The 22314-nt window shown below is 68.0% G+C and carries 21 protein-coding genes and 1 pseudogene; 8 read left to right on the top strand and 14 right to left on the bottom strand.

Annotated features, from left to right (window positions below; translation table 11 throughout):
• The first annotated feature begins 107 nt into the window (after positions 1-107).
• The 3 genes from AC3WON_RS00225 to AC3WON_RS00215 are packed head-to-tail and all read left to right on the top strand — an operon-like array spanning position 108 to position 2384.
• Positions 108-1232 carry a cytochrome P450 gene (locus tag AC3WON_RS00225; RefSeq protein WP_492350894.1) on the top strand — a complete coding sequence of 375 codons (1125 nt, stop codon included), beginning with the start codon at positions 108-110 and terminating at the stop codon, positions 1230-1232.
• A 27-nt stretch (positions 1233-1259) separates the two neighbouring features.
• Positions 1260-1616, top strand: a complete 357-nt coding sequence (locus AC3WON_RS00220; protein ID WP_492350807.1) for an antibiotic biosynthesis monooxygenase family protein — start codon at positions 1260-1262, stop codon at positions 1614-1616.
• Positions 1617-1628: 12 nt separating this feature from the next.
• Positions 1629-2384 (top strand): sulfite exporter TauE/SafE family protein, encoded by a 756-nt coding sequence (locus tag AC3WON_RS00215; protein WP_492350806.1) that lies wholly within the window; start codon positions 1629-1631, stop codon positions 2382-2384.
• A gap of 58 nt (positions 2385-2442) precedes the next feature.
• Here AC3WON_RS00215 and AC3WON_RS00210 read toward each other — a convergent pair whose 3' ends face one another.
• The gene (locus AC3WON_RS00210) at positions 2443-3192 is read right to left on the bottom strand and encodes a carbonic anhydrase (protein ID WP_492350805.1); all 750 of its coding nucleotides are present in this window, start codon (positions 3190-3192) and stop codon (positions 2443-2445) included.
• Between the two features lie 319 nt (positions 3193-3511).
• Entirely contained in the window at positions 3512-3712 is a 201-nt protein-coding gene (locus AC3WON_RS00205) for a DUF3606 domain-containing protein (protein ID WP_010810704.1), read from the bottom strand.
• Between the two features lie 133 nt (positions 3713-3845).
• Between AC3WON_RS00205 and AC3WON_RS00200 the strand changes: the two genes are divergently transcribed.
• Entirely contained in the window at positions 3846-4943 is a 1098-nt protein-coding gene (locus tag AC3WON_RS00200) for an extracellular catalytic domain type 1 short-chain-length polyhydroxyalkanoate depolymerase (protein WP_492350804.1), read from the top strand.
• Positions 4944-4998: 55 nt separating this feature from the next.
• Here the strand turns inward: AC3WON_RS00200 and AC3WON_RS00195 are convergent, their stop codons facing one another.
• Together AC3WON_RS00195 and AC3WON_RS00190 are read right to left on the bottom strand one after the other, a co-directional pair.
• Complete coding sequence (locus AC3WON_RS00195) at positions 4999-5313, bottom strand: 2Fe-2S iron-sulfur cluster-binding protein (RefSeq protein WP_492350803.1); 315 nt, start codon at positions 5311-5313, stop codon at positions 4999-5001.
• A complete protein-coding gene (locus AC3WON_RS00190) occupies positions 5306-5923 on the bottom strand; it encodes an IMPACT family protein (RefSeq protein WP_492350802.1) in 618 nt (205 codons plus the stop codon). Before AC3WON_RS00190 ends, AC3WON_RS00195 begins: the two co-directional genes overlap by 8 nt.
• Positions 5924-6218: 295 nt before the next feature.
• Between AC3WON_RS00190 and AC3WON_RS00185 the strand changes: the two genes are divergently transcribed.
• From AC3WON_RS00185 to AC3WON_RS00175, 3 genes and pseudogenes are all read left to right on the top strand, one after another.
• Positions 6219-8204 (top strand): PhoX family protein, encoded by a 1986-nt coding sequence (locus AC3WON_RS00185; RefSeq protein WP_492318305.1) that lies wholly within the window; start codon positions 6219-6221, stop codon positions 8202-8204.
• 110 nt (positions 8205-8314) lie between these two features.
• Positions 8315-8829 (top strand): annotated as a pseudogene (locus AC3WON_RS00180) (GNAT family N-acetyltransferase).
• Positions 8830-8903: 74 nt separating this feature from the next.
• Positions 8904-9533 (top strand): DUF938 domain-containing protein, encoded by a 630-nt coding sequence (locus tag AC3WON_RS00175; RefSeq protein WP_035827207.1) that lies wholly within the window; start codon positions 8904-8906, stop codon positions 9531-9533.
• A 130-nt stretch (positions 9534-9663) separates the two neighbouring features.
• Here AC3WON_RS00175 and bcsS read toward each other — a convergent pair whose 3' ends face one another.
• Together bcsS and AC3WON_RS00165 are read right to left on the bottom strand one after the other, a co-directional pair.
• A complete protein-coding gene (gene bcsS, locus AC3WON_RS00170; RefSeq protein ID WP_035827204.1) occupies positions 9664-10377 on the bottom strand; it encodes a cellulose biosynthesis protein BcsS in 714 nt (237 codons plus the stop codon).
• A 14-nt stretch (positions 10378-10391) separates the two neighbouring features.
• A complete protein-coding gene (locus tag AC3WON_RS00165) occupies positions 10392-12551 on the bottom strand; it encodes a glycosyltransferase (protein WP_492350801.1) in 2160 nt (719 codons plus the stop codon).
• A 295-nt stretch (positions 12552-12846) separates the two neighbouring features.
• Here AC3WON_RS00165 and cysK point away from each other — a divergent pair, with 295 nt between their 5' ends.
• Positions 12847-13764 (top strand): cysteine synthase A, encoded by a 918-nt coding sequence (gene cysK / locus AC3WON_RS00160; protein WP_436224655.1) that lies wholly within the window; start codon positions 12847-12849, stop codon positions 13762-13764.
• A gap of 127 nt (positions 13765-13891) precedes the next feature.
• Here cysK and AC3WON_RS00155 read toward each other — a convergent pair whose 3' ends face one another.
• From AC3WON_RS00155 to fliF, 8 genes are all read right to left on the bottom strand, one after another.
• Entirely contained in the window at positions 13892-14380 is a 489-nt protein-coding gene (locus AC3WON_RS00155) for a GFA family protein (protein ID WP_492350800.1), read from the bottom strand.
• 84 nt (positions 14381-14464) lie between these two features.
• Positions 14465-15127 carry a DNA oxidative demethylase AlkB gene (alkB, locus tag AC3WON_RS00150; RefSeq protein ID WP_492350799.1) on the bottom strand — a complete coding sequence of 221 codons (663 nt, stop codon included), beginning with the start codon at positions 15125-15127 and terminating at the stop codon, positions 14465-14467.
• A gap of 246 nt (positions 15128-15373) precedes the next feature.
• Positions 15374-16795 carry a flagellar hook-length control protein FliK gene (locus AC3WON_RS00145; RefSeq protein ID WP_492350798.1) on the bottom strand — a complete coding sequence of 474 codons (1422 nt, stop codon included), beginning with the start codon at positions 16793-16795 and terminating at the stop codon, positions 15374-15376.
• A 26-nt stretch (positions 16796-16821) separates the two neighbouring features.
• Complete coding sequence (gene fliJ, locus AC3WON_RS00140) at positions 16822-17280, bottom strand: flagellar export protein FliJ (RefSeq protein ID WP_492318310.1); 459 nt, start codon at positions 17278-17280, stop codon at positions 16822-16824.
• Entirely contained in the window at positions 17258-18733 is a 1476-nt protein-coding gene (gene fliI, locus AC3WON_RS00135; RefSeq protein WP_492350797.1) for a flagellar protein export ATPase FliI, read from the bottom strand. Before fliI ends, fliJ begins: the two co-directional genes overlap by 23 nt.
• Positions 18726-19544: a flagellar assembly protein FliH gene (gene fliH / locus AC3WON_RS00130; RefSeq protein WP_492350796.1), complete on the bottom strand. Its 819-nt coding sequence runs from the start codon at positions 19542-19544 to the stop codon at positions 18726-18728. Before fliH ends, fliI begins: the two co-directional genes overlap by 8 nt.
• Positions 19531-20541: a flagellar motor switch protein FliG gene (gene fliG, locus AC3WON_RS00125; protein ID WP_492318313.1), complete on the bottom strand. Its 1011-nt coding sequence runs from the start codon at positions 20539-20541 to the stop codon at positions 19531-19533. The genes fliH and fliG overlap by 14 nt, the downstream gene beginning before the upstream one ends.
• The gene (fliF, locus tag AC3WON_RS00120; protein ID WP_492318314.1) at positions 20528-22258 is read right to left on the bottom strand and encodes a flagellar basal-body MS-ring/collar protein FliF; all 1731 of its coding nucleotides are present in this window, start codon (positions 22256-22258) and stop codon (positions 20528-20530) included. Before fliF ends, fliG begins: the two co-directional genes overlap by 14 nt.
• Between the last annotated feature and the right edge of the window lie 56 nt (positions 22259-22314).

Here is a 22314-nt window from a genome sequence, read left to right as displayed (position 1 = left end):
CACCATGAACCTTCGGCCTGCGCCGCGGGGGCATGATGCGACTGTCCGCCCGCCCCCGGGCGCTGGGTTCGCTGCAAGGACTCAGCACTTCCATCCACTGTGCCGCCATGCCCGATACCAATATCGATCCGCTCAGCGCCGTCACCCATCCCGACCCGTACCCGTACTACCGGGAGCTGGCCGCCAGCCAGCCATTCTTCCGCGATGACCGCCTGCGCCTGTGGGTTGCCGCCGGCGCGCGGGAAGTGGCCGACGTGCTTGCCCACCCCGACTGCCGCGTGCGGCCGCCTGCACAGCCGGTGCCGCCCGCGCTGGCCGGCACCGCCGCCGGCGAGCTGTTCGGCCGGCTGATCCGGATGAACGACGGCGCCGCGCACGCGCCGCTCAAGGCCCTGCTGATGCCGATGCTGGCGGGTATCGACCCGGCCGCCGCGGCGCAGCGCGCGACGGTGCTGGCGGCGGTGCTCGATGCCGGCGAAGCGTCCTGGGCCGCCATGTCCGGCGAGTGCATCAATCGCTGGCTGTTCACGCTGCCGGTCATCACGGTCGCCGACCTGCTCGGCCTGCCGGCTGCCAACGAAGGCAGCAGCGCGGCCGAAGCCGCACAACGGGTTGCGGCCTTCGCCGGCGCGCAGTCGCCATTGGCCGATGCACCGGCCGTGCGCGCAGGCGCCGAGGCCGCTCAATGGCTGGGGCACTGGCTTGCCGATGCGGCGGACGGCGCAGGGCCGCTGCCGGCGCTGCGGCAGGCAGCCCGTGCCGCCGGCATCGACGCGCAGGCGGTCGCCGCCAACATCATCGGCCTGCTGGTGCAAGCCTGCGAAGCTACCGCGGCGCTGGCCGGGAATACGCTGCTGCGGCTGGGTCGCGACACGACGCAGTCAGAGCTGCCGCTCGATGCCGTGGTGGCGCGGGTCGCCCGGGAGGATCCGCCGGTGCAGAATACGCGGCGCTTCCTGGCCGCCGATGCGCAACTGTGCGGCCACGCCGTCAAGGCCGGCGACGCGGTGCTGGTGCTGCTGGCCGCGGCGTCGTGCAGTGGTGCCGCGGCCGGCGAACGGCCATGGACCTTCGGCCACGGCCGCCATGCCTGTCCCGGCGACCGCCTGGCGCAGGCGCTGGCTGCCGCCATGGTGGCGGCGCTGCGTGTGCGTGGGGCCGACCCGGCCGCGCTGGCGCAGGCATTCCGCTATCGTCCGTCGCTGAACGCACGCATTCCGCATTTCCTTTGATTCCCGCCATTGCCCCCAGGAGACAACATGATCGCAGTCATCTTCGAAGTCGAGCCCGCGCCGGGCCGGCAGGACAACTACCTCGACATCGCCGCGGACCTGCGCCCGCAGCTGGAGGCCATCGACGGCTTTATCTCGGTGGAGCGCTTCCAGAGCCTGACCAACCCCAACAAGCTGCTGTCGCTGTCGTTCTTCCGCGACGAGGCCGCGGTGATCGCCTGGCGCAATACGCTGGCGCATCGCCAGGCGCAGGCGTCCGGTCGCGGCGGCGTGTTTGCCGGCTACCGGCTGCGCGTGGCGCAGGTGCTGCGCGACTACGGGCTGAACGAGCGCGACCAGGCGCCGGCGGACAGCCGCGCGGTGCATGACCACAAGGCGGGCTGAGGGGGAGCAGCGATGACGATGGAAGCAATCGCCACCCAAGCCGCCTTTATCGGCCTGACATTCTTGCTGGCAGGCTTTGTCAAAGGGGTGGTGGGCCTGGGCTTGCCCACGGTCGCGGTGGGCATGCTGGGGCTGGTGATGCCGCCCGCGCAGGCAGCGGCGCTGCTGGTGGCGCCGTCGATGGTGACCAACGTGGTGCAGCTGTTCAGCGGCCCGCGCTTCGGGCAACTGATGCAACGGCTGTGGCCGATGCTGGTGGCGATCTGCGCCGGCACCTGGCTGTGCGCGGCATGGGTGCCGGCCGGCATGATGACGCACGCGACCTCGGCCTTGGGTGTGGCGCTGGTGCTGTACGCGGTGGTCGGGCTGGCAGCGGTGAAGCTGGTGGTGCCGGCGGGGGCGGAGCGGTGGCTCGGGCCGTTGACCGGGCTGGTCACGGGTGGCATTACGGCGGTGACCGGTGTGTTCGTGATTCCCGCCGTGCCTTACCTGCAGGGACTCGGGATGGACAAGGAAAGCCTGGTGCAGGCGCTCGGGCTGTCGTTCACGGTATCGACCATTGCGCTGGCGGTGAGCCTGGCCATGGGCGGGTCGCTGCTGCATATGCCGGTGCTGGGCGCCTCGGCGCTGGCGCTGGTGCCGGCGCTCGGCGGCATGTTCCTGGGCCAGTGGCTGCGCCACCGGATCAGCGCCGAGCGCTTCCGCAAGCTGTTCTTCTGCGGGCTGCTGGTGTTGGGCGGCGAGCTGGCGCTGCGCGGGCTGTCCTAAGCACGCTGCCGGTTTGCTCCCTCTCCCGCAAGCGGAAGAGGGAGCAAACAGTGCGCAGTTAGCGGCTGGCCTGCACCGTGCGGCCGTTCAGCGGCTGCACCGGACGGGCGTTCATCGGATAAAGCCGGCGGAATGCGGCCAACTGCGCCGGCGACACTTCCACCGGGGTCTTCAGCACCTGCCAGCGCACGTCCTCGCTGCACGGCGGCGTGGTCAGCGAGCCGGAGAAGGCCCAGTACGACTGCCGGGCCGGCAGCAACGCCGCCACATCCAGCGGCGCCGTCAGTTCGCGCGACTCGCCGGCCTTGGCCGGCAGGCTCGCGAAGACCGGTTTCAGCGCCGCATTCTCCCGCCCGGACTTGAACAGCACCGCCACCACCGCCAGCTTGCCTTCTGCATTCTGGTGCACCAGGTGCGCGACCAGCGGATAGCTCTTGCCGTTGATCTTCTCTTCGCTGGGCGTATGGAAGTGGAACTGCAGCAGCCTGTAGGGCACGCCGTCGAGTTCGATCTGCCCCGCTGCGGGCAGGTTGACCTGTACGGTGTGGCCGTTGTTGACCACGGTGGCGGGCGCCGCGGCATAGCCAAAGCCGATCGGCTTCAGGTCGGCAGGTTGGGCCTTGCCGGTGCGGATATCGATGGGCGACTGGTGCTTGCCCAGCGCACAGGTCTTGTAGTCCTGGTCGAGCTTGGCCCAGTGGCTGGCGCCGGTCGGTCCGGTGTAGCTCCAGTGCGGGTCATTGCCGGCCCACGCGGCAGGTGCAAGCAAGGCGGTGCAAACCGTGAAAATCGGCAGCCTGGTGTTCATTGTCGATGCGTCCTAGTGTTGGTAACCCCTTGTTTTCCGACATGGTGTAATCAAGCTGTCCCAGTCTTGAGTGCCGGGTCTTTTGCCCGGGCCGGAAATCATGCAGCAAAACCGCCGTCCAGCGAATAAGGCATTGCTGAATTCCGGTCTGCACAGCGCTTAACAAGAGTATGGACTGCATGCACGCATGCGATTGATGCGTGCCGCGCATGCCGTCATGGACGGCGCCGACATCTCACGTGGCCGCTGAAGGCGCAGGCCGCCACAGGCATCCCCGCTCAGCCGGGGATGCCTGCCTGCCACCGTTTGTCTCGGGATTTCAGCCAGGCCGCGCGCCGGCCTGGTTCGATTCCAGTTGCGCGCGTACCGCGGAGATATGGTCGCCCGCGGCATCGACGGCGTTCTCCAGGTCACTGGTGCTGCAGCCGAGCTCCCGGCACCAGTACTGCACTTCAAGCGGATCCATCAGGTTGATGCGGCCAGGATCCAAAGGCCTGAACTCGTTTGTCACATCGCTCATGCTTGCCTCCTGTCCATGTCTCGGGGCGACACGGCCCTTGCATTGTAGGCAGTCATCCGGCACGCGTTGCATGCAAGGTGGGCCTGGGCTTGCGCATATGATGTACGGGTTACCCAAGCCGACAGGACGCCGCATGCCCCGCTCATCCGGTGCAAAACTCTGGTCCACGCTGAACAAGGCTGCTGCCCGCAATGCGCGCCGCATGCAGCGCGCCGTCAACCAGAACCTGACCAGGCCGATGACCGAGGCCATCGTGCGCAACGCAGTGAAGCAATCTGCTGCAGTCACGGCCGCCACGCAGCGCGCACTGTCGGGCGTGGTATCGCCGGTGCAGGCGCCGCAGAGCCGCGGCAGCGGGCGCTGGGAAGAAGGCGCATGGGGCGCGCCAGTGGCACCGCGCCGCTACCGCATCTTCGTGCCGGCCGGCGTCACGGCGTCGCGGCGCGCGCCAATGCTGGTGCTGCTGCATGGCTGCGGCCAGGACGCCGCCAGCTTTGCCACGGTCACGCGCGCCGCCGCGGTGGCGCGCGAAGCCGGCTGGGTGGTGTTGCTGCCTGAACAGACCTCGCAGGCCAATGCACAGCGCTGCTGGAACTGGTTCCGGCCCGCCGCGCAGGGCGGCGTCGAAGCCGGGCTGCTGATGGCGCTGGTCGACCAGGCTTGCCGCTGCCATCCAGTTGCCGCGGACCGCATCAGCGTGCTGGGGCTGTCCGCGGGCGGCGCGATGGCGCTGATGCTGGGGCTGCGCTATCCGGAACGCTTTGCCGCAGTGGGGTCGCACTCCGGCGCGGTGCCATGGAGCGCCACCAATGCCGCCCAGGCAGCGCGCGCCATGCGCGGGGGGCGTGGGCCCGATGCCAAGGCCATGCAGGCGCTGCGGTTCGGGCTGGCAGGGCGCCGCCCGCCGCCGTTGCTATTGCTGCATGGCGATGCCGACCACGTGGTCGACTTCAGCAACGCCACCGCCGCGGCGGGCATGTGGATGCACCTGCAGCCGGAGGGTGCGCACGCGCTGTCCGCGGTGCCGGCACGGCGCATCCAGCGCGGCATGCGCCATGCGATGGATGTGTTCGACTGGATGGACGGAAAGTCGCCTTACGTGCGCCTGGTGCGGATCGAGGGGCTGGGTCACGCCTGGAGTGGCGGGGCAGGCGGGCAGGCGTTTTCCGATCCGGCGGGGCCGGATGGGTTGAAGCTGGCGTTGCGGTTTTTTCTGGCGGTTGAGGGGTGAGAGCGTAGTCTTGACGCTGCCCAACGGTGATTAAGGCTCTCTTCAGGCCTGAGCCCTATCCCAAACTGACAGGCTCAATCACCACATCACTGGCCGGACAAGCCACGCACGGCAAGATCAGCCCCTCATCCCTCTCATCCAGACTCAACCCCGGCCATTCGATCCGATAGCGGATCGTCCCCGCATGCAGCCGGCTGGCGCAGGCGCGGCAGGTGCCGTTGCGGCAGGAGTTGGGCAGCGCCACGCCTTCGAGCAAGGCAGCTTCCAGCAGGCTCAGCGCCGCCGACGCGGCGAAGCGGGTATTGCCTGGCAGGACGCTTGCGGTGAATTCCGCGCGGTCGTCGGGCGCCACCGGCTCGCGTTCAGCCATGGTCCTCATCCTCCGCTTCCGGGAATTGGGCGCGTCCGTGGGTCGCGTCGCGCAGGGCGTCGCGCGCGGCGTCGAGCTGGGTTGCGGGCATGCGCAGGACCAGCGTGGCCAGCGCGCCATAGGCGGTGTCGGCCAGCGTGCATCCCGGCTGCGCATCGTAGTCGAGCCAGCGGCGCACGCGCGGCTCGTCGGCGTAGTCGACTGACACCGTCAGGGTGCCGTAGGCGATGCGTTCCACGCGCTCGGCCGTTTTCAGCGCGGCCGCGATGGCATCGGTGTAAGCGCGTACCAACCCGCCGGCCCCCAGCTTGACGCCACCGTAATAGCGCACCACCGCCGCCAGCACGCCGTCCAGGTCATGGTGGCGCACCACTTCCAGGATGGGCCGGCCGGCGGTGCCGGAAGGTTCGCCATCGTCGGACATGCCCGAGGCGCCGCCAGCCAGCAAGGCCCAGCACACGTGGGTGGCAGTGGGGTGCTCGGCGCGAAGCGCCTGCAGCGCCGCCATGGCGGCGTCACGGTCGGCAACGGGCAGCGCCAGCGCCAGGAAGCGGCTCTTGCGGATTTCGATCTCGGCCCGGACGGGGTTGGCTAGCGTGTAGGTGGGCAAGCGGAAGGGCGGAAGGAGGCAGAAACGGCGGCTGCCGGCATTCAACGGATCCGCGCCTGTGGAGCCGCGGATGCAAAGGGCAAGTGTACCGCAGCGGCATCCGGGACCAGGGCGATAGCACCGCTTTTGTGTTGTATCGTCAACTTGGTGTCACAAACGGCGCCTACGATCCGCTACGGCCATGCGCAATGCCGCCCGCCGCCCGCCTGTGCCAACTGGTGCCCGGCCCCGCCCGCAGGACCGGCGCAAATACGCAGTGAACAACATATCCCTTCCTTTTCCCCGGATCGAGAACATGCTTGAACAACCCAATGCAGGCCGCCGCAAGGCCCTGAAGCTCCTGGCCGGCGCGCCGATGCTGCCGCTTGGCCTTGCCTCCACCAGCCTGCTGGCAGGTTGCGGCGGTGGCGACGACGCTGTCGCCGCGCCGCTTCCGCCGGCCCAGGCGGCCACGTTCACCACGGCCGAATTCGTTGGCATGAGCGCGCCGACGCTGGCAACGCCCGACGCCATGGCGACCACCACGGTGGGCTCCAGCCTCAAGGTGTCGTTCAGCGACGGCAGCAGCCAGACCTACAAGCTGGCCTACCAGCCGTTCTTCATCACCGGCGACACCCTGCCCGACGGCAAGGGCGGCACCATCCTGGCCGGCGGCTACTACGACATCAACAACAAGCCGATCATGGACACCTCCGTGGCCGGCAAGGAACGCCAGTTCTTCTCCGACGCGCCGGACGGCAGCTCGCTGCTGACCCTGGCCAACCCGACCGTGCCCGGCATCAAGGGCAAGACGGTGTTTGCGGTGGTGCAGTTCGAGTACACCACGCGCAACCAGGGCAATGTCAGCATGTACGGCCTGCTGCCGTCGCCGATCGCGGTGGTGACGCTGGACCAGGACCCGGCCACCGGCAAGCTGACCCCGGTCAAGTACCACAATGTCGATACCTCGGGCGTCAACGGCCTGTGGATCACCTGCGGCGCCAGCCTGTCGCCGTGGAACACCCACCTGTCGAGCGAGGAGTACGAGACCGACCTGCTGAACGCCAGCGCGGTCACGCAGTTGCAGGGCTACAGCCAGAACCTGTACGGCGACCCGGCCCGCGCCAACGCCTACAACTACGGCCACCTGCCGGAAGTCACGGTCAACCCGGACGGCACCGGCACCATCAAGAAGCACTACTGCCTGGGCCGCATCTCGCATGAGCTGGTGCAGGTCATGCCCGACGAACGCACCGTGCTGATGGGCGACGATGCCACCAACGGCGGCCTGTTCCTGTTTATCGCCGACCGCGCCCGCGACCTGTCGTCCGGCACGCTGTACGTGGCCAAGTGGCACCAGACCTCGGGCGTGGGGCCGGGCAGCGCCACGCTGTCGTGGATCAGGCTGGGCAGCGCCACCAGTGCCGAAATCCGCGCGCTGGTCGACGGCGGCATCAGGCTGGCCGACATCATGGATGTCAGGACCACCGATCCCGCTGACGTCAGCTACACCCGCATCATCTACAACGGCAAGCCGAACTGGGTGAAGCTGATGCCGGGCATGGAAAAGGCCGCGGCGTTCCTGGAAACGCACCGCTACGCCGCCCTGGTCGGCGGCAGCCTGGGCTTTACCAAGATGGAAGGCACCACGGTCAACATCAAGGACAAGAAGGCCTACTCGGCCATGTCCCGCATCGAGTCGAGCATGCTCACGGGCAATGCCGCCAACGCCGGTGATATCCAGGTGGAAGGCCCGTACTCCGGCGCGGTCTATGAGCTGAACCTGAAGGGCGGCCAGGCCGACAAGACCGGCACGGCCATCAACAGCGAATGGGTGCCGGTCGACATGGCGGCGGTGCCCGCGCTGGTCAGCGAAGACCTGGGCGGTGGCAAGATGAAGCAGCAGGATGCGCTGGGCAACTTTGCCAACCCGGACAAGGTGGCCACGCCCGACAACCTGAAGTTCTCGGAAAAGCTGCGCACGCTGTTTGTCGGCGAGGACAGCAACACCCACGTCAACAACTTCCTGTGGGCGTACAACGTCGATACCAAGGTGCTCAGCCGCGTGCTGTCGTGCCCGGTCGGCGCCGAATCCACCGGCCTGCACGCGGTGGACGAGATCAACGGCTGGACTTATGTGATGAGCAACTTCCAGCACGTTGGCGACTGGGAGTCGCCGCTGCACGACAAGGTGCGGCCGGCGCTTGAAGCCAAGGTGATGGCCAACTACAAGGACCGCTTCGGTGCCGCCGTGGGTTACCTGACGGGCGACCCGACCGGCGTCAGGCTGGCCAAGGCCTGACGCGTCGCGCAGTGCCAGGATGAGGGCGGCGGGCTTCGGCCCGCCGTTTTTTACTGGGGCGCGATCGTCTAACATGGCAACTCCGGTTCACGCCCAGCCTCCCGCCCGTCATGCCTGACCAGCTTCCGCACATCCGCTCCGCGCGCCTCAGCCTGCTGCCCTTTCGTGGCGACGATGCAGCCGAGGCGTTTGCCTGCATCACCCCGACGCTTGCGCGATTCATGGACTGGGAGAGCCGTCGCCCTCGCCGGCGGCTTTCGAGGCCGTGTGGCAAGGCTGGCTGGCAGGCATGGCGCGAGGCTCGGAATTCGTGCTCACCATCCGGCGTGCCGACGACGGGCTGTTCCTGGGGCTGGCGGGATTGCACCATGCCGACACGCCCGCGCCGGAACTCGGCATCTGGATCCGCGAGGACTGCCACGGCCATGCCTTCGGCCTGGAAGCGGTCACTGCGCTGGCGCAATGGGCGCAGGACAACCTGTCGCCGGCGCACCTGGTCTATCCCGTGGCCGAACCGAACTGGCCCAGCCGCCGGATCGCAGAGTCGCTTGGCGGCACGGTCGTGGGCCAGGCCACGACGCGCAAGTTCGAGCGCTTGATCTACCGGATTCCGGGGCGCCGTTGACGCACTGCGGCAGCGCGCCCCCCGGCGCGCCGATTCTGCTACGCTAGGCGCTTTCCCCCGCTGAGCATGCCATCATGACCGGCTCGACCCAAGACCCCGATGCACGCCGCATGGCGCCCGCCACCGAGCGCAACCGCGAGCCGATCCTTGCGGTATTGCGCAAAGTGCTGCCCGCCAGCGGCACGGTGCTGGAAATTGCCAGCGGCACCGGCCAGCATGCCGTGCACTTCGCGGCAGCGTTGCCGGGACTGACCTGGCAGCCAAGCGATCCGGAAGCCGCCGCGCGCGCGTCGATCGCCGCGTGGACCGCGCATGCGGGCCTGGCCAATGTGCGCGCGCCGCTGGCGCTGGATGTCTGCCGCCAGCCGTGGGGCATCGACGCCGCGGATGCGGTGGTCTGCATCAACATGATCCATATCGCCCCGTGGGCCGCGGCCGAGGCGCTCTTCGCAGGCGCCGGCAAGCTGCTGGGCCCGGGCGGCGTGCTGTTCCTGTATGGCCCCTATCGCCGCGGCGGCGCGCATACGGCGCCCAGCAACGCCGCCTTCGACGCGCAGCTGCGCGCCACCGATGCCGACTGGGGCGTGCGCGACATGGAAGCCGTGATCGCGTTGGGCGAGGCGCAGGGCATGCGCTGCGACGAGCCGGTGCCAATGCCCGCCAACAACTTCAGCCTAACGTTCCATGTCAATGGAATCAAATAGTTAGCGTATTGTTGGGGCACTTTGGGGCATCTGTGACGATCTTCCCCGGATTCAGCGGCGCCCACTCGTTCCCGTCAGCAGCAACGCCGTGCGCCGCTCCCGCAGCCGTATGTGTGCGGCACCAGCGCCATCAGAACGCCTTGCTGATTTCCAGCCCGCCATAGAACGCGCGCGGCTGCCCACCGGTCTTCTTGACACCACCGTAGAAGCCAAGCTTCACGGTCTGGCCGAGCGAGATGCCGGTCAGCACCAGACCGCCCTGCGTGGAGTGGTAAAACGGGTCGCCGTGCTTGATGATCTCCGCGCCGGCCCACGCATCGCCGAAAATCTTGTAGAGAATCCGGCCGCGCGCCCAATACGCCTTGGGCCCGATGTTGTAGCTCGCGATCCCGTTGACGGCCCAGTGTTTCGCGAACTCCTGCTGGCCGAGGACTGTCAATGCCAGGCCCCATTCGCCGCCGTCGACACGGTTATCGGCGCCTTCTGGCGACACGCGATTGTAGCGATAGCGCGCACCGGCCGTGGCTTCAACCCAGCCGGTCTCCCAGCCTTTCTGTACGCCAAGCGCCGCCTCGGCCGACTGTCCGTTCACTGACACCGTCGTGCCGTTCGAGCCGTACTTGTAGTGGTAGTCGCTGACGACGAGCTTCTGGGTGAGGAAGGACACCGGCAGCCAATTGCCGGTGACACCAGCGTATTCGCTACGCTCACCTCCACCGGCGAAGCTTGCCCCGCCGAACAACGTGCCCGCCATGGCCGGCAACGGGACCATGGCCGCGCCACAGAGGGTCACGATGGCGAGAGCACGGTCGGCCCGAATATTCTTGCGCGTGTCCTGCGTCATTCGGCTTTTTTCTCTCATACCGTCGTCGCGTGCGGCGTAATGTTGTAAAGGTGGAAATCGCCGGTTGGCGTCGCTAGCCTGCCCGTGGGCGTCAGCCTGACCGTATGTTCCGTGGCCATGCCTTCCGTGGTACGACGCAACGTGGCACCAGTGTCCAGATCGAGTTCGATGCTGCTGAACAGCAGCGGCGCCGCGCCCTCGATCGTGGCGATGACCACCGGCAACACGCCGGCGCGCAGCGGCTGCATCAGCAGTCCCGGCGCCCAGTTCTGCGTCAGCAGTGGCGCGCCCCCGTCGCGGCTCAGCAATTCAGCCAGGCGAGTCAGAGGCGGAGTCTCGGTTTCAGAAAGGTTGCCCATTTCAAGCTGCAGCCGACTACCGTACAGGAACGTCTCGAGTGCGCCGGTGTTGCCCTGCGCATCCCAGTTAAAGCGCAGTCCCACTGTGGCCTCCCCGGCGACGCCCGACGCGGCCTTTCCCGCCCACGCCGCAGCTCGGTTGACGAAGGTCGCCACGGCCGCATCGCATACGATCAGATTGGGCAGGTGGATGGCCATGTTTACCGTGTCGCCGCGGGATAACGTTGGAATTGGCTCCCCGATGTAAAGCGCGCCGTTGGGGGAAAGGTCCGATGTCAAGCCAAGGTATGACTTGCCATCAAGGGTCAGCGTGATCGGCAGCCGCAGCGGGAAGCGGTACTCGGTGCGGCGGTTGCTTGCATGGCGGTGAGCGTAGACGGTCACCATCGCTGCCGTGAGAAGGGTCACGCAGGTCCATAGGAGCGTGACGAGGCCTGCACCGACCGGAATGCTCCCTGTATGCATCCGGTACAGGCCTATCGGCACGCTGATTGCCGTAATCCCCGCCAGCGCAAGCACCGGCGACATCCAGAGCCACATCCTGCCTGTATCGGAAAGCTGCTTGTCGGTCACGGCGAACGGGATGTTGCGACGAAACAGTCCAACGCTCGTTGACATGAAGGCAAAGAATCGAGTCATGGCGTACTGCTCGCTGAGAAGCAGCGAGTTGTAGCCGCGTCCCAGCTCAAGGTGAACCAACATCGACAGCAGGTAGTACAGGCAGAACAGCAGCAGGAAGGTGTTGAGCGATGAGACTATGGGTAGGTCGCCCGAGAGAAATACTGCCGGCGGTGTCAGAAAGAAAACAAGCTTCTGCCAACCTTCGAAGAAGAAAAGTGCCGAGGCGAAATAGTTGAGTCGCTGGCCCAGCGTCAGGCCCCGGCTGAAAAGAATTCTTTCGCGCCGGAATACCTGCATCGATCCCATTCCCCAACGCATGCGCTGCTTCAGGTAGGTGTCAATGCTGTGCGGCGCCAGGCCAAAGGCAAGTGATTCGGCGTAGTACACAGACTTGAATCCCAGCTTGTGCAGCTTGACTGCCGTATGGACATCCTCCGTAACGGTCTCGGTGGCGAAGCCGCCGATTCTCTCCACCGCGGAACGTCGGATAACCGCACAACTGCCGCAGAAAAAGGCCGCATTCAGTGCGTCCTTGCCGCGCTGTATGACTTTGAAGAAGAGCGCCTGCTCATCCCAGACCCGCTTCTTTCCGACGCGGTGGTTGAACGAGTCGATATTGAAGAAGTCTTGCGGTGTCTGCACGAACGCAACGTCTGCATCGAGGAAGAATCCCAGTGTCTTCACCAGGAAATCCTTGCGAGGAGCATGGTCGGCGTCGAAGATCGCAATGAAGTCGCCTTCGCAGAACTGCAGCGCGTGGTTCAGGTTGCCGGCCTTGGCGTGGGAGTTGTTATCGCGGGCGAGGTAGCGGCAGCCAAGATCCTCGGCCAGCTTGCGCATGTCTGGCCGCCGGCCGTCATCCAGTAGCCAGGTAACATGCGGGTACTCCATCCGCGTGGCCGCCAGCAGCGTACGACGCAGCAGCTCCACGGACTCGTTATAAGTGGGCACGAACACATCGACCTTCAGTCCCGCTGGCGGCGGTACTACCTCCCGCACGCTGAGCCGGAAGGTCATCAGCACGAACAGAAGGCCGCTCAGGTATCCGTAGACTTCAGCGGCATACAGCGGCAGAGACAGCCACGGCGCGTCCATGTTGACGGTTCCTACGCGCCAGGCGAGATACGCGAATCCGCAAGACACATAGACGGCCACTAGCCAGGCGATATAGCGTTTGGGCTGCTCAGTCTTCATGTTGGCTTCCAATGGGCGCGGTGCCCGTCGAGCTACAAGCGGAGAGCATGTCGGCATAGTCATCCGACTAGTCCGCATGGTGCCATAAGAGGGAGCTCTTTGACGACCCGATGTCGCATCGGGCGGTTGTTGTTTATTTCTGATATGAAGACCATTTAAGGCAGGGGCGAGGGATTTCGGTCACTGGCCAGCATTCGGCCTGCACGGCGCTTTGCTCTAGAATCATCCCGTCATTCGATCCTGCGATGCCAGCGCCTTACAGGCCTGCGGCATCGCGCCCGCCACGGAGAACACCATGAAGGTCCAGAACATCCTGCAGACGATCGGCAATACCCCGCATATCCGCATCAACCGCCTGTTCGGCAACGGCCACGAGGTCTGGATCAAGTCAGAGCGCAGCAACCCCGGCGCCTCGATCAAGGACCGCATCGCGCTGTCGATGGTGGAAGACGCAGAACGCCGTGGCGTGCTCAAGCCGGGCGGCACCATCATCGAGCCGACCTCGGGCAATACCGGCATCGGCCTGGCCATGGTGGCCGCGGTCAAGGGCTACAAGCTGGTGCTGGTGATGCCCGACAGCATGTCAGTGGAACGCCGCCGCCTGATGCTGGCTTATGGCGCCACCTTTGACCTGACCCCGCGCGAGAAGGGCATGAAGGGCTCGATCGCTCGCGCCGAGGAACTGGTTGCGGCCACGCCGGGCGCATGGATGCCGCAGCAGTTCGAGAACCCGGCCAATGTCGACGTGCACGCGCGCACCACCGCGCAGGAAATCCTGAATGACTTCCCCGAGGGGCTGGATGTGCTGATCACCGGCGTCGGCACCGGCGGCCACCTGACGGGCTGCGCCCGCGTGCTCAAGGACAAGTGGCCGCAGCTCAAGGTCTTTGGCGTCGAGCCGGTGGCCTCGCCGGTGATCTCCGGCGGCGCGCCGGCGCCGCACCCGATCCAGGGCATCGGCGCGGGCTTTATCCCGAAGAACCTCGATACCTCGTTGCTCGACGGCGTGATCCAGGTCGATGCCGAGCCCGCGCGCGAGATGGCACGCCGCTGCGCGCGCGAGGAAGGCATCCTGGTCGGCATCTCGTCCGGCGCCACGCTGGCCGCGATCGCGCAGAAACTGCCCGAGCTGCCGGCCAACGCGCGCGTGCTGGGCTTCAACTACGACACCGGCGAGCGCTACCTGACCGTCGAGGGGTTCCTGCCCGCCTAAGCAGACGCAAGCGCCCGGCCTTTGCGGCCCGGGCGCTCAGAACGCTTCATTGATCTGGAAGTAGACCCCGCGCGTGCGCCGCCCGAAGCCGGCATCGAGCCGCACATTGACGCCGAACGGGAGCCTTTCAGCGCGACGACAGGCCGTGCCGCTTGTGCCAGTCCGCCAGCGATTCTTCCGGCCAGGTGTCGCAGTGCACATGGCCTTTGCCCTTGGGCACGTCGACCCAGGGCGCGACCGATTCCAGCGAGGCCTCCACCACCTCCGGCGGGCGCGGCAGCGGCGTGTCGATGGCCGATGCATGCGGATATACCAACTCCGGCCAGCGCGGGTCCCAAAGCCACAGCGCGCTGCCGCATTTCACGCAGAAATGCCGCTGCGCCGGCGAGCGCCGCGCGCGCTTGCCGGGTTCGCGCAGCACGGCGTGGTAAATGCCCAGGTGCTTGCGCCCGCGCACGCGCAGCGTGGCCGCGTCGCCGCCGATGTTGATCGCGTAGCCGCCACCGCCGGCCGTCTTGCGGCAGATCGAGCAATGGCAATGCATATACGGACTGGGTGAATCGGATTCAAGCGAGAAGTGGACCGCGCCGCAATGGCAGGAGCCGTCGAGATGCATGGTATGGGCCTTTGCACGGTGGCGTTCAGGACAGTCCATTGACTGTAGAAAACCCCCGGCAAAGTGCCAAGGCGGCGGTGATGGCTAACGCGCCTTGCGGAATGTCAGGTTGATGCGCAGCCGCCCCAGCAGCGGATGGTCGCCGTCGGCCAGCGGCGCCACGCCGTGGAAGGCCAGCCGCGACGGCCCGCCCCACACCACCACGTCGCCATGCGCCAGCCGCACCCGCTGCGGGCGGTCGGCGCGGCGCATGCCGCCGAACAGGAACACCGCGGGCAGTCCCAGCGAGACCGAAACGATGGGCGCGCTGAAATCGCGCTCGTCGCGGTCCTGGTGCAGCGAGAGCCGGGTGCCCGGCTCGTAGCGATTGATGAGGCAGGCATCCGGTTCGAAACCGGCAAAGCCCGCTTGCGCCGCGGCGGTGGTGGCCAGCTGCCGGAAACTCGCAGGCATCTCCGGCCACGGCTTTCCGTTCAGCGGATCGATGGGGTCATAGCGATAGCCGCGCGCATCGGAGACCCAGCCGACCGTGCCGCAGTTGACCATTGCCACCGACATTGTCAGCCCGCCGGGGGTGATCATGTGCCGCCAGGGCGCAAGCGCGATGATGGCCTGGACATCGGCCAGCAGCACTTCGGCATCCGCACGGGCCAGGCCGCGCAGGACTACGGCGCCGTCGGCGAGGGACTCGATGGTTGGTGTAGCGGGGTTCGGGCCGTCGAGGCTGTCGAAAAGATCAAAGGTCATGGGGCAGGTGGCCGGATACACATGCTGCGGCAATCCCATGCATTGTGCTCCTTACCTGCCCTTGTTGCAGGCAAGTCAGTGGAGCGCAATTGCAGCCATTTATTCCGCGCGCCTTTGCTGCTGCAGAATCAGCTTGCCGGTGGTTTGCTCCCCTCTCCCGGTTGCGGGAGAGGGAGCACCCAGGCGGTTATCCAACACCGGTTGCTCCTGCTATCCCTTCAAGGGACCCCGTTACACAGTGATTGATCAGGCAAACGTATCGATCTCGCCACGCCCAAGCACACGCGCGGGACGCACCGTCGTACTGGCCCCTGCCGCCGGCTCAACAGCCGCCAGCGTGCCGCTACCAAAGCCGGTTTGCCCGCGCCCATTCCCCGGCGCTTGCTGTTGCTGCCCGTTCCCATTGCCCGCCTGGCTGGCAAAGGCGTCTGCGCCCACCGAGGTCTGGCCAAGCTGGATGCCATTCTCCGACAGCGCGGTGCGCAGGTGCGGCAGCGCCGCTTCCACCGCGGCGCGCACGGCCTGGTGGGGCGAGACGAACTGGGCCTGGGCCTGGTCGTTGACCACGTTGAGCACGACCTTGAGCGGCCCGAGATCGGGCGGGTTCAGCTGCAGTTCGGCGCGTTGCTGGCCTTGCGTGCTCATGCGGATCATCTGCTGGCCAAGGGCCTGCGGCCACTGGCTGTCGTACAGCTGCGGGGTGACCACCGGACGGGCGGAGGCGGCGGCAGCGGCTGCAGTAGCCGACGGGGTGGCCTGGCCGGCCAGCGCGGCGGCCACGGCTTGTGTGTTGTCGGGGCTGGCCGCGCCAGCCTCGCCGGTGCGGGCGGCAGCCTGTGCGACGGCGAACGGCGTTGCCGCGGGCCTGGCATCGGCCGTGCCGGGGCTGGCGGCGAGCGGATCGGCGCGGTGCTGGGCGATGCCGCTGTCCGGGCGATTGCCCGATCCGCCGGCAGACTGGCCGCTGGCGTCCTGCTGGACCGCGAGCACGTCGCCCGGGATGGCCTGGGCCGTGCCGGTCTTGCCGTCGGTGCCTGCGCTGGTGCTGGCCTGCATCGCGGCGCGCTGGGATGCGATGGTGGCCAGCGTGTCGGCTACCGAAGGCTGTGCTGGCCGGGCTTCGGTGGTGACGACCTGCAGCGTTTCCGGCAGTGGCGTGGCGGCCGCCGGCATGGCATCGGCCGGGGCATCTGCCGTGGCCGGCTGCGCGGCATTTGCCAGTGCCGCCTGCAGTGCGGCGGCGCCGGTGTCGGCAACGCCGGCGATGGCGGAACCCGCCGCGCCGGCCGGCGCGGCAGCGGGGCTGGCCGGGGCTGCGGCGGGAAGCATCAGGGCCAGGGCCGCTGCGGCAGCGGCTGCGGCATCCGTCGGCGTGGCCGCCGCGGTGTCATCCTGGTCCTGGTCTTCATCCTTGTGGCCGGCCGCGGGCTTCTTGCCGGCCGCGGCGGCTGGCTGCGGCTTGCCGGCGTCGGCCTGCGCCGCGGGCTGGCGCGATGCGGGCTGGTCGCGCGCGGCGGCTTCCCTGGCCGGCGGCGCGGGCGCCTTGCTGCTTTCGCGGGCGCGCGACAGCGCGTCGCCGAATCCGCTCGCGGTTGCATCGGCGCTGGCGCGCCTGGCGCCCTCGACCGCATTGGCGGCGCTGCTGACAATCTGGCTGATATCGATCATGGAGTTGGCTACGGGGGTGGCCCGGGTCAGGCTTCGCTGAGACGGCTGGCCGTGGTGCGGGCCAGGCGGGCGGCGTATTCGTCGTTGGCGCGCTGCTCGCGGCGCGCGGCAACCTGTTCTTCCTTCGCTTCGGCGCGCGCGATCAGTGTGTCGAACGAGTTCAGGCGGCGCTTCTGGTGCTGCCAGTGGTTGCGCCCTGCCAGCAGGTCGGCTTCGGCCTTGGCCAGCGCCGCGCCCTGCTGGCGGATGGCATGGTCGAGCGAATCGAGAAAGCGCGAGAAATCCTGCCAGCGGCTGGAGGTCATGCCTTCGGCGGCCACCATCTGCATGCGCGCGCGGTACTCATGGCGGTACTCGGTGAGCTGGTTGAGCTGCTGCTCAGCCTGCGTGCGCAGTCCCTGCAGCCTGCCCAGCTCGCGCGCGGCGGCGTCGGTATCGTTCTGGGCGAGGTCAGCCAGCGTATTAAGCGGTGAATGCTTGAGCATGTTCACTCCTGTCGAAGAGGCTGTGAAGCTGAGCGATGGCGTCGTCGTAGCCGGCGCGCTCGTGGATGTCCTGCTGCAGGAAGGCTTCCATGCGCGGGTGCAGGCGCATCGCCAGGTCCAGCTCCGGGTCGTTGCCCGGCACATAGGCACCCACGCTGATCAGGTCGCGGTTGCGCTGGTAGCGCGACATCAGCTGCTTGAAGCGCCGCACCGAGCCGAACTGCTCCTGCGGGATCAGCGCGGTCATGGCGCGGCTGATCGATGCTTCCACGTCGATGGCCGGGTAGTGGCCGGATTCGGCCAGGCTGCGCGACAGCACGATATGGCCGTCCAGGATGGCGCGCGCGGAATCGGCGATCGGGTCCTGCTGGTCGTCGCCTTCGGTCAGCACCGTGTAGAACGCGGTGATCGAGCCGCCCCCTTCGGGGCCATTGCCGGTGCGCTCGACCAGCGTCGGCAGCTTGGCAAAGACCGAGGGCGGATAGCCCTTGGTCGCCGGCGGCTCGCCGATGGCCAGCGCGATCTCGCGCTGCGCCATGGCGTAGCGCGTCAGCGAATCCATGATCAGCAGCACATGCTGGCCCTGGTCGCGGAAATACTCGGCCAGCCGCGTTGCATAGGCGGCGCCCTGCATGCGCAGCAGCGGCGAGGTATCGGCCGGCGCGGCCACCACGACTGATCGTGCGCGGCCTTCGGGGCCAAGGATGTTCTCGATGAACTCCTTCACTTCGCGGCCGCGTTCGCCGATCAGGCCGACCACGATCACGTCGGCGCTGGTATAGCGCGCCATCATGCCGAGCAGCACGCTCTTGCCCACGCCCGAGCCCGCGAACAGGCCCATGCGCTGGCCGCGTCCGACGGTCAGCATGCCGTTGATGGCGCGCACGCCGGTATCGAGCACAGTCTCGATCGGTGCGCGCATCAGCGGGTTGATCTGCTCGCCGGCCAGCGGCACTTCCATGGCGGCGGTGATCGGGCCCAGCCCGTCGAGCGGACGGCCCGCGGCGTCCAGCACGCGGCCCAGCAGGCCGGCGCCAACCGGCAGGCGCTTGGAGCCCGGCTCGCGCGGCGTGGCGGTGCCGGCCGGCTGCGGCGATGGTTCCAGCGGATAGACGCGCGCGCCCGGCAGCAAGCCCACCACATCCGATTGCGGCATCAGGTAGAGCCGGTCGGCGCCAAAGCCCACCACCTCCGCCTCCGCGGTGCGCGGGGCATTGCTGTCGGTGGTGAACTGCCCCGCGGGCAGCTCGATCAGGCAGTCGCTGCCCACGGGCAGGCGCAGGCCCACGGCTTCCAGCACCAGGCCCGCGGCGCGTGTCAGGCGGCCGCAGCTGCGCTTGCTGTCGAGCCCGGCGATGCCGGCCGCGGCGCTGTCCAGCGCGCCGATCCAGCGTTGCGCATGGGGCAGTCCCTGATCCGGTGCGGGCGTGGCTTGCGCGGCGGCGTCAGGCATGTGGCGGCTCCCATGGATCGTCGCGGCCCAGCGCCTTGACCACGCGCGTCCAGCGCGTGGGCAGCGTGGCATCGCGCTCGCCGCTGGCGGCGCTGGCGATGCAGCCGCCGCGCGCCACCGACGTATCGGCGCGCACGGCCCAGCCCGCCGCCGCCAGTTCGCCATGCAGATGGGTTTCCACCAGCGCCACGTCGTCGGGATGCAGCAGCAGGCTGGGCGATCCGCACAGCGCGGGTTCGCTGGCCAGCAGCTCGCGCACGGCCGGCAGCAGCACCGCGGGGTCGTCGGCAAGCGCAGTGCGCACCAGCTGGCGCGCCACGTCCAGCGCCAGCGACACCAGCGCGCGCGAGACCTGGTCGTCCACGCCGCTGAGCGCGCTGCGGAAGTTGGTGGCCAGCGCCTGCAGTTGCGTGGCCTCGTTGCGTGCGGCTTCGAGGCCGCGGGCGTAGCCCTCGCGGTGGCCGTCGCCGTAGCCCTGGGTCTGCCCCTGGGTGTAGCCCTGGGCATAGCCTTCCTTGCGCGCGCCTTCGCGCATCGCGTCGAGCGCCTCGAAGTCGATCGGCGGCGGTGCGGGCTCGGAGGGCATGGCGGCCAGGGCTTCGGGCGGCTCGCTTTCGCGGGGATCGAGCGAGCCCATCTGCCAGCGCTGCCAGCCGGCCGCGCCGCCACGGGCGCGCCGCGGAGGCTCGAACGGCGCAAAGCCGCCGGGTTCGGCGGCCGCGCCGTTGCCGGCAAGGGAAGAGAGCGGGTCGCCGCGCGGCGCGTGGCGTGCGGCCTGGCCGCGCTCAGGGTTTGCCTTAGACATAGGCATCGTCGCCTCCGCCGATCTGCACTTCGCCCGCATCCGCCAGGCGTCTTACCACCTGCAGGATGGCCTTCTGCTCGGCCTCGACCTGCGACACGCGCACCGGGCCCAGCGCGTCCAGGTCCTCGCGCAGCATCTCGCCGGCGCGGGTGGACATATTGCGGATGAACTTGTCGCGCAGTTCCTGCGGCGCGCCCTTGAGCGCGACGATGAGCGACTCGGTGGCGATTTCCTTGAGCACGCGCTGGATGCCGCGGTCGTCGACCTCCAGCAGGTTCTCGAACAGGAACATCTCGTCGATGATTTTCTGCGCCAGGTCGCCGTCGTGCAGGCGCACGCCGTCGATGACGGCCTCTTCGTGCGCGGTGCTCATCAGGTTGATGATCTCGGCCGCGGTGCGCACGCCGCCCATGCGGCTGCGCTTCAGGCTCTGGCCCGCCAGCAGCTTGGTCAGCACGTCGGTCAGTTCCTGCAGCGCGCCCGGCTGCACGCCGCCGAAGGTGGCGATACGCAGGATCACGTCGTTGCGCAGGCGGTCGGTGAACAGTGCCAGCACTTCTGACGACTTCTGGCGGTCCAGGTGGATCAGGATGGTGGCGATGATCTGCGGGTGCTCGTCGCGGATCAGCTCGGCAATGGCCGTGGCGTCCATCCAGTTCAGCGAATCGATCCCGCCGCCCGGATCGCGCGACTCCAGGATGTCTTCGATCACCGACTGGGCGCGTTCCTCGCCCAGCGCCTTGTTCAGCACGCTGCGGATAAAGGCGTTGGAATCGACGTTCAGGGCCAGGTACTGCTCGGTCTCGGCGCGGAACTCGCCCAGCACCTCGGCCATTTCCTCGCGGGTGACCGAGCTGAGTGTGGCCATGGCCGAGCCCAGTTCCTGCACTTCGCGCTGCGACAGGTGCTTGAACACCTCGGCCGCGGCATCCTCGCCGATCGCCATCATCAGGACGGCGCTCTTTTGCAGGCCAGATTCGGAGATGCCCTTAGCGGTTGTCATTGGCAATCCAGTTCTTGATCACGCTGGCGACCAGGCGCGGGTCGCGCTGTGCGGCGTCGCGCACCAGCGCGAGGTCGCTTTCATACTTGGCGGCAAGCCGCAGGATCTCCGGGTTGGCGGGCTCGTCCGGCGGCAGCAGCACTGCCTCGGTCTCGTCCTTGGCTTCCGGTGCCGGCAGCGGCGGCGAGGTGTAGCGGCGCAGGATCGGGCGCGCCACCTTGAACCACACGAACAGCGCCAGCACTGCCAGCAGCAGGTAGCCAGCAAGGGTCTTGCCCAGCTCGATCATGTCGGGCTGCTTCCACAGCGGCACCTCGGGCGCGGCCTTGTCGCGCTCGGCGGTGAACGGGCTGTTGACTACGTTGATGGAGTCGCCGCGGTCGGCCGAGAACCCCATCGCCTCCTTGGTCAGGTTCTGGATCTGCGCCAGCAGTGCCGGCGGCAGCGGTTCGGCCACGAGCTTGCCCTTGGCATCGGCCTGCTGGCGGTAGTTGACCACCACCGCCACCGACAGGCGGCGCACGCCGCCCGGTGCCTGCTGCACGTGGCGCACGGAGCGGTCCAGTTCGTAGTTGACGGTGGAGTCGCGGCGATTGCTGCTGGGGCCGCCGGAAGCCGTGGAACTGGCGCCCTGGGCCCCCTGGCCTGGCTGGGCAGCCTGCCCCGGCTGTCCCGGTTGCGCGGCAGCCGGAGCGCCGGCCTGTCCCGGCGCCTGGCCCGCACGCGGCGTCTGCGGCGTGGTCACGGGCGCGGCGGCGGCAGCCGGCGGCTGGTTCGACAGCGCGCCGGGCACGCCGCCCGGCGGCGTGACACCCTGCTGGGTCGACTCGCTGGTCTGCTGGCTGCGGATCGCCGAGCGGGTCGGGTCCTGGTTGGGCTTGTAGCTCTCGTCGGTGTGCTCGACGATGGAAAAGTCCACGTCGGCGGTCACCTGCGCGCGCACGTTGTCCTTGCCGACGATCGGCGTCAGGATCGCTTCGATGCGCTTCAGGTAGTTCTGCTCCAGCGCCTGGACGTACTTGAGCTGGGTCGCGTCGAGCATGCGCTCGTTGCCACTGTTCGACAGCAGGTTGCCGTGCTGGTCGACGATCGAGATCGACTTGGGCGTCAGCTCCGGCACGCTCGACGACACCAGGTGGCTGATCGCAGCGACCTGGCCTTCATCGATGGCGCGGCCCGGGTACAGCTGCAGCACGATCGACGCGGTCGGCTTCTGGCGCTCGCGCACGAACAGCGTAGGCTTGGGGATGGCCAGGTGCACGCGGGCGGACTGCACCGCGGCGATGGATTCGATCGAGCGCGCCAGTTCGCCTTCCAGCCCGCGCTGGTAATTGACCTGCTCGGCAAACTGGCTGATGCCGAACTTCTGGTTGTCCATCAGCTCCATGCCGGCCGTGCCGCTCTTGGGCAGGCCCTGCGATGCCAGGCGCAGGCGCGTCTCATGCACCTTCTCGGCCGGCACCATGACCGCGCCGCCGCCTTCGGCGAACTTGTACGGCACGTTCATCTGCTGCAGCGACTGCAGCACCGCGCCGCCATCGCGCTCGGACAGGTTGCTGTATAGCACCTTGTAGTCCGGGCTGCGCGACCACAGCACGCCCACCGCTATGGCCGCGGCCAGGGCGGCGCCGGCCAGCATCAGCGGCAGCTTCGGGTTGGCCTTCAGGCGCTCGATCACTTCTGCCGGGCGCCCGGGCAGTGCCACGGTCGCGGTCATGCGCGTGCTCCGGATCCGGCGCCGCGATGCTGGCGACGGCACGGGCGATGCTGACC

Source organism: Cupriavidus sp. FW305-46 (genome assembly GCF_058787075.1).
This window is presented reverse-complemented; position numbering and strand designations above follow the sequence as displayed.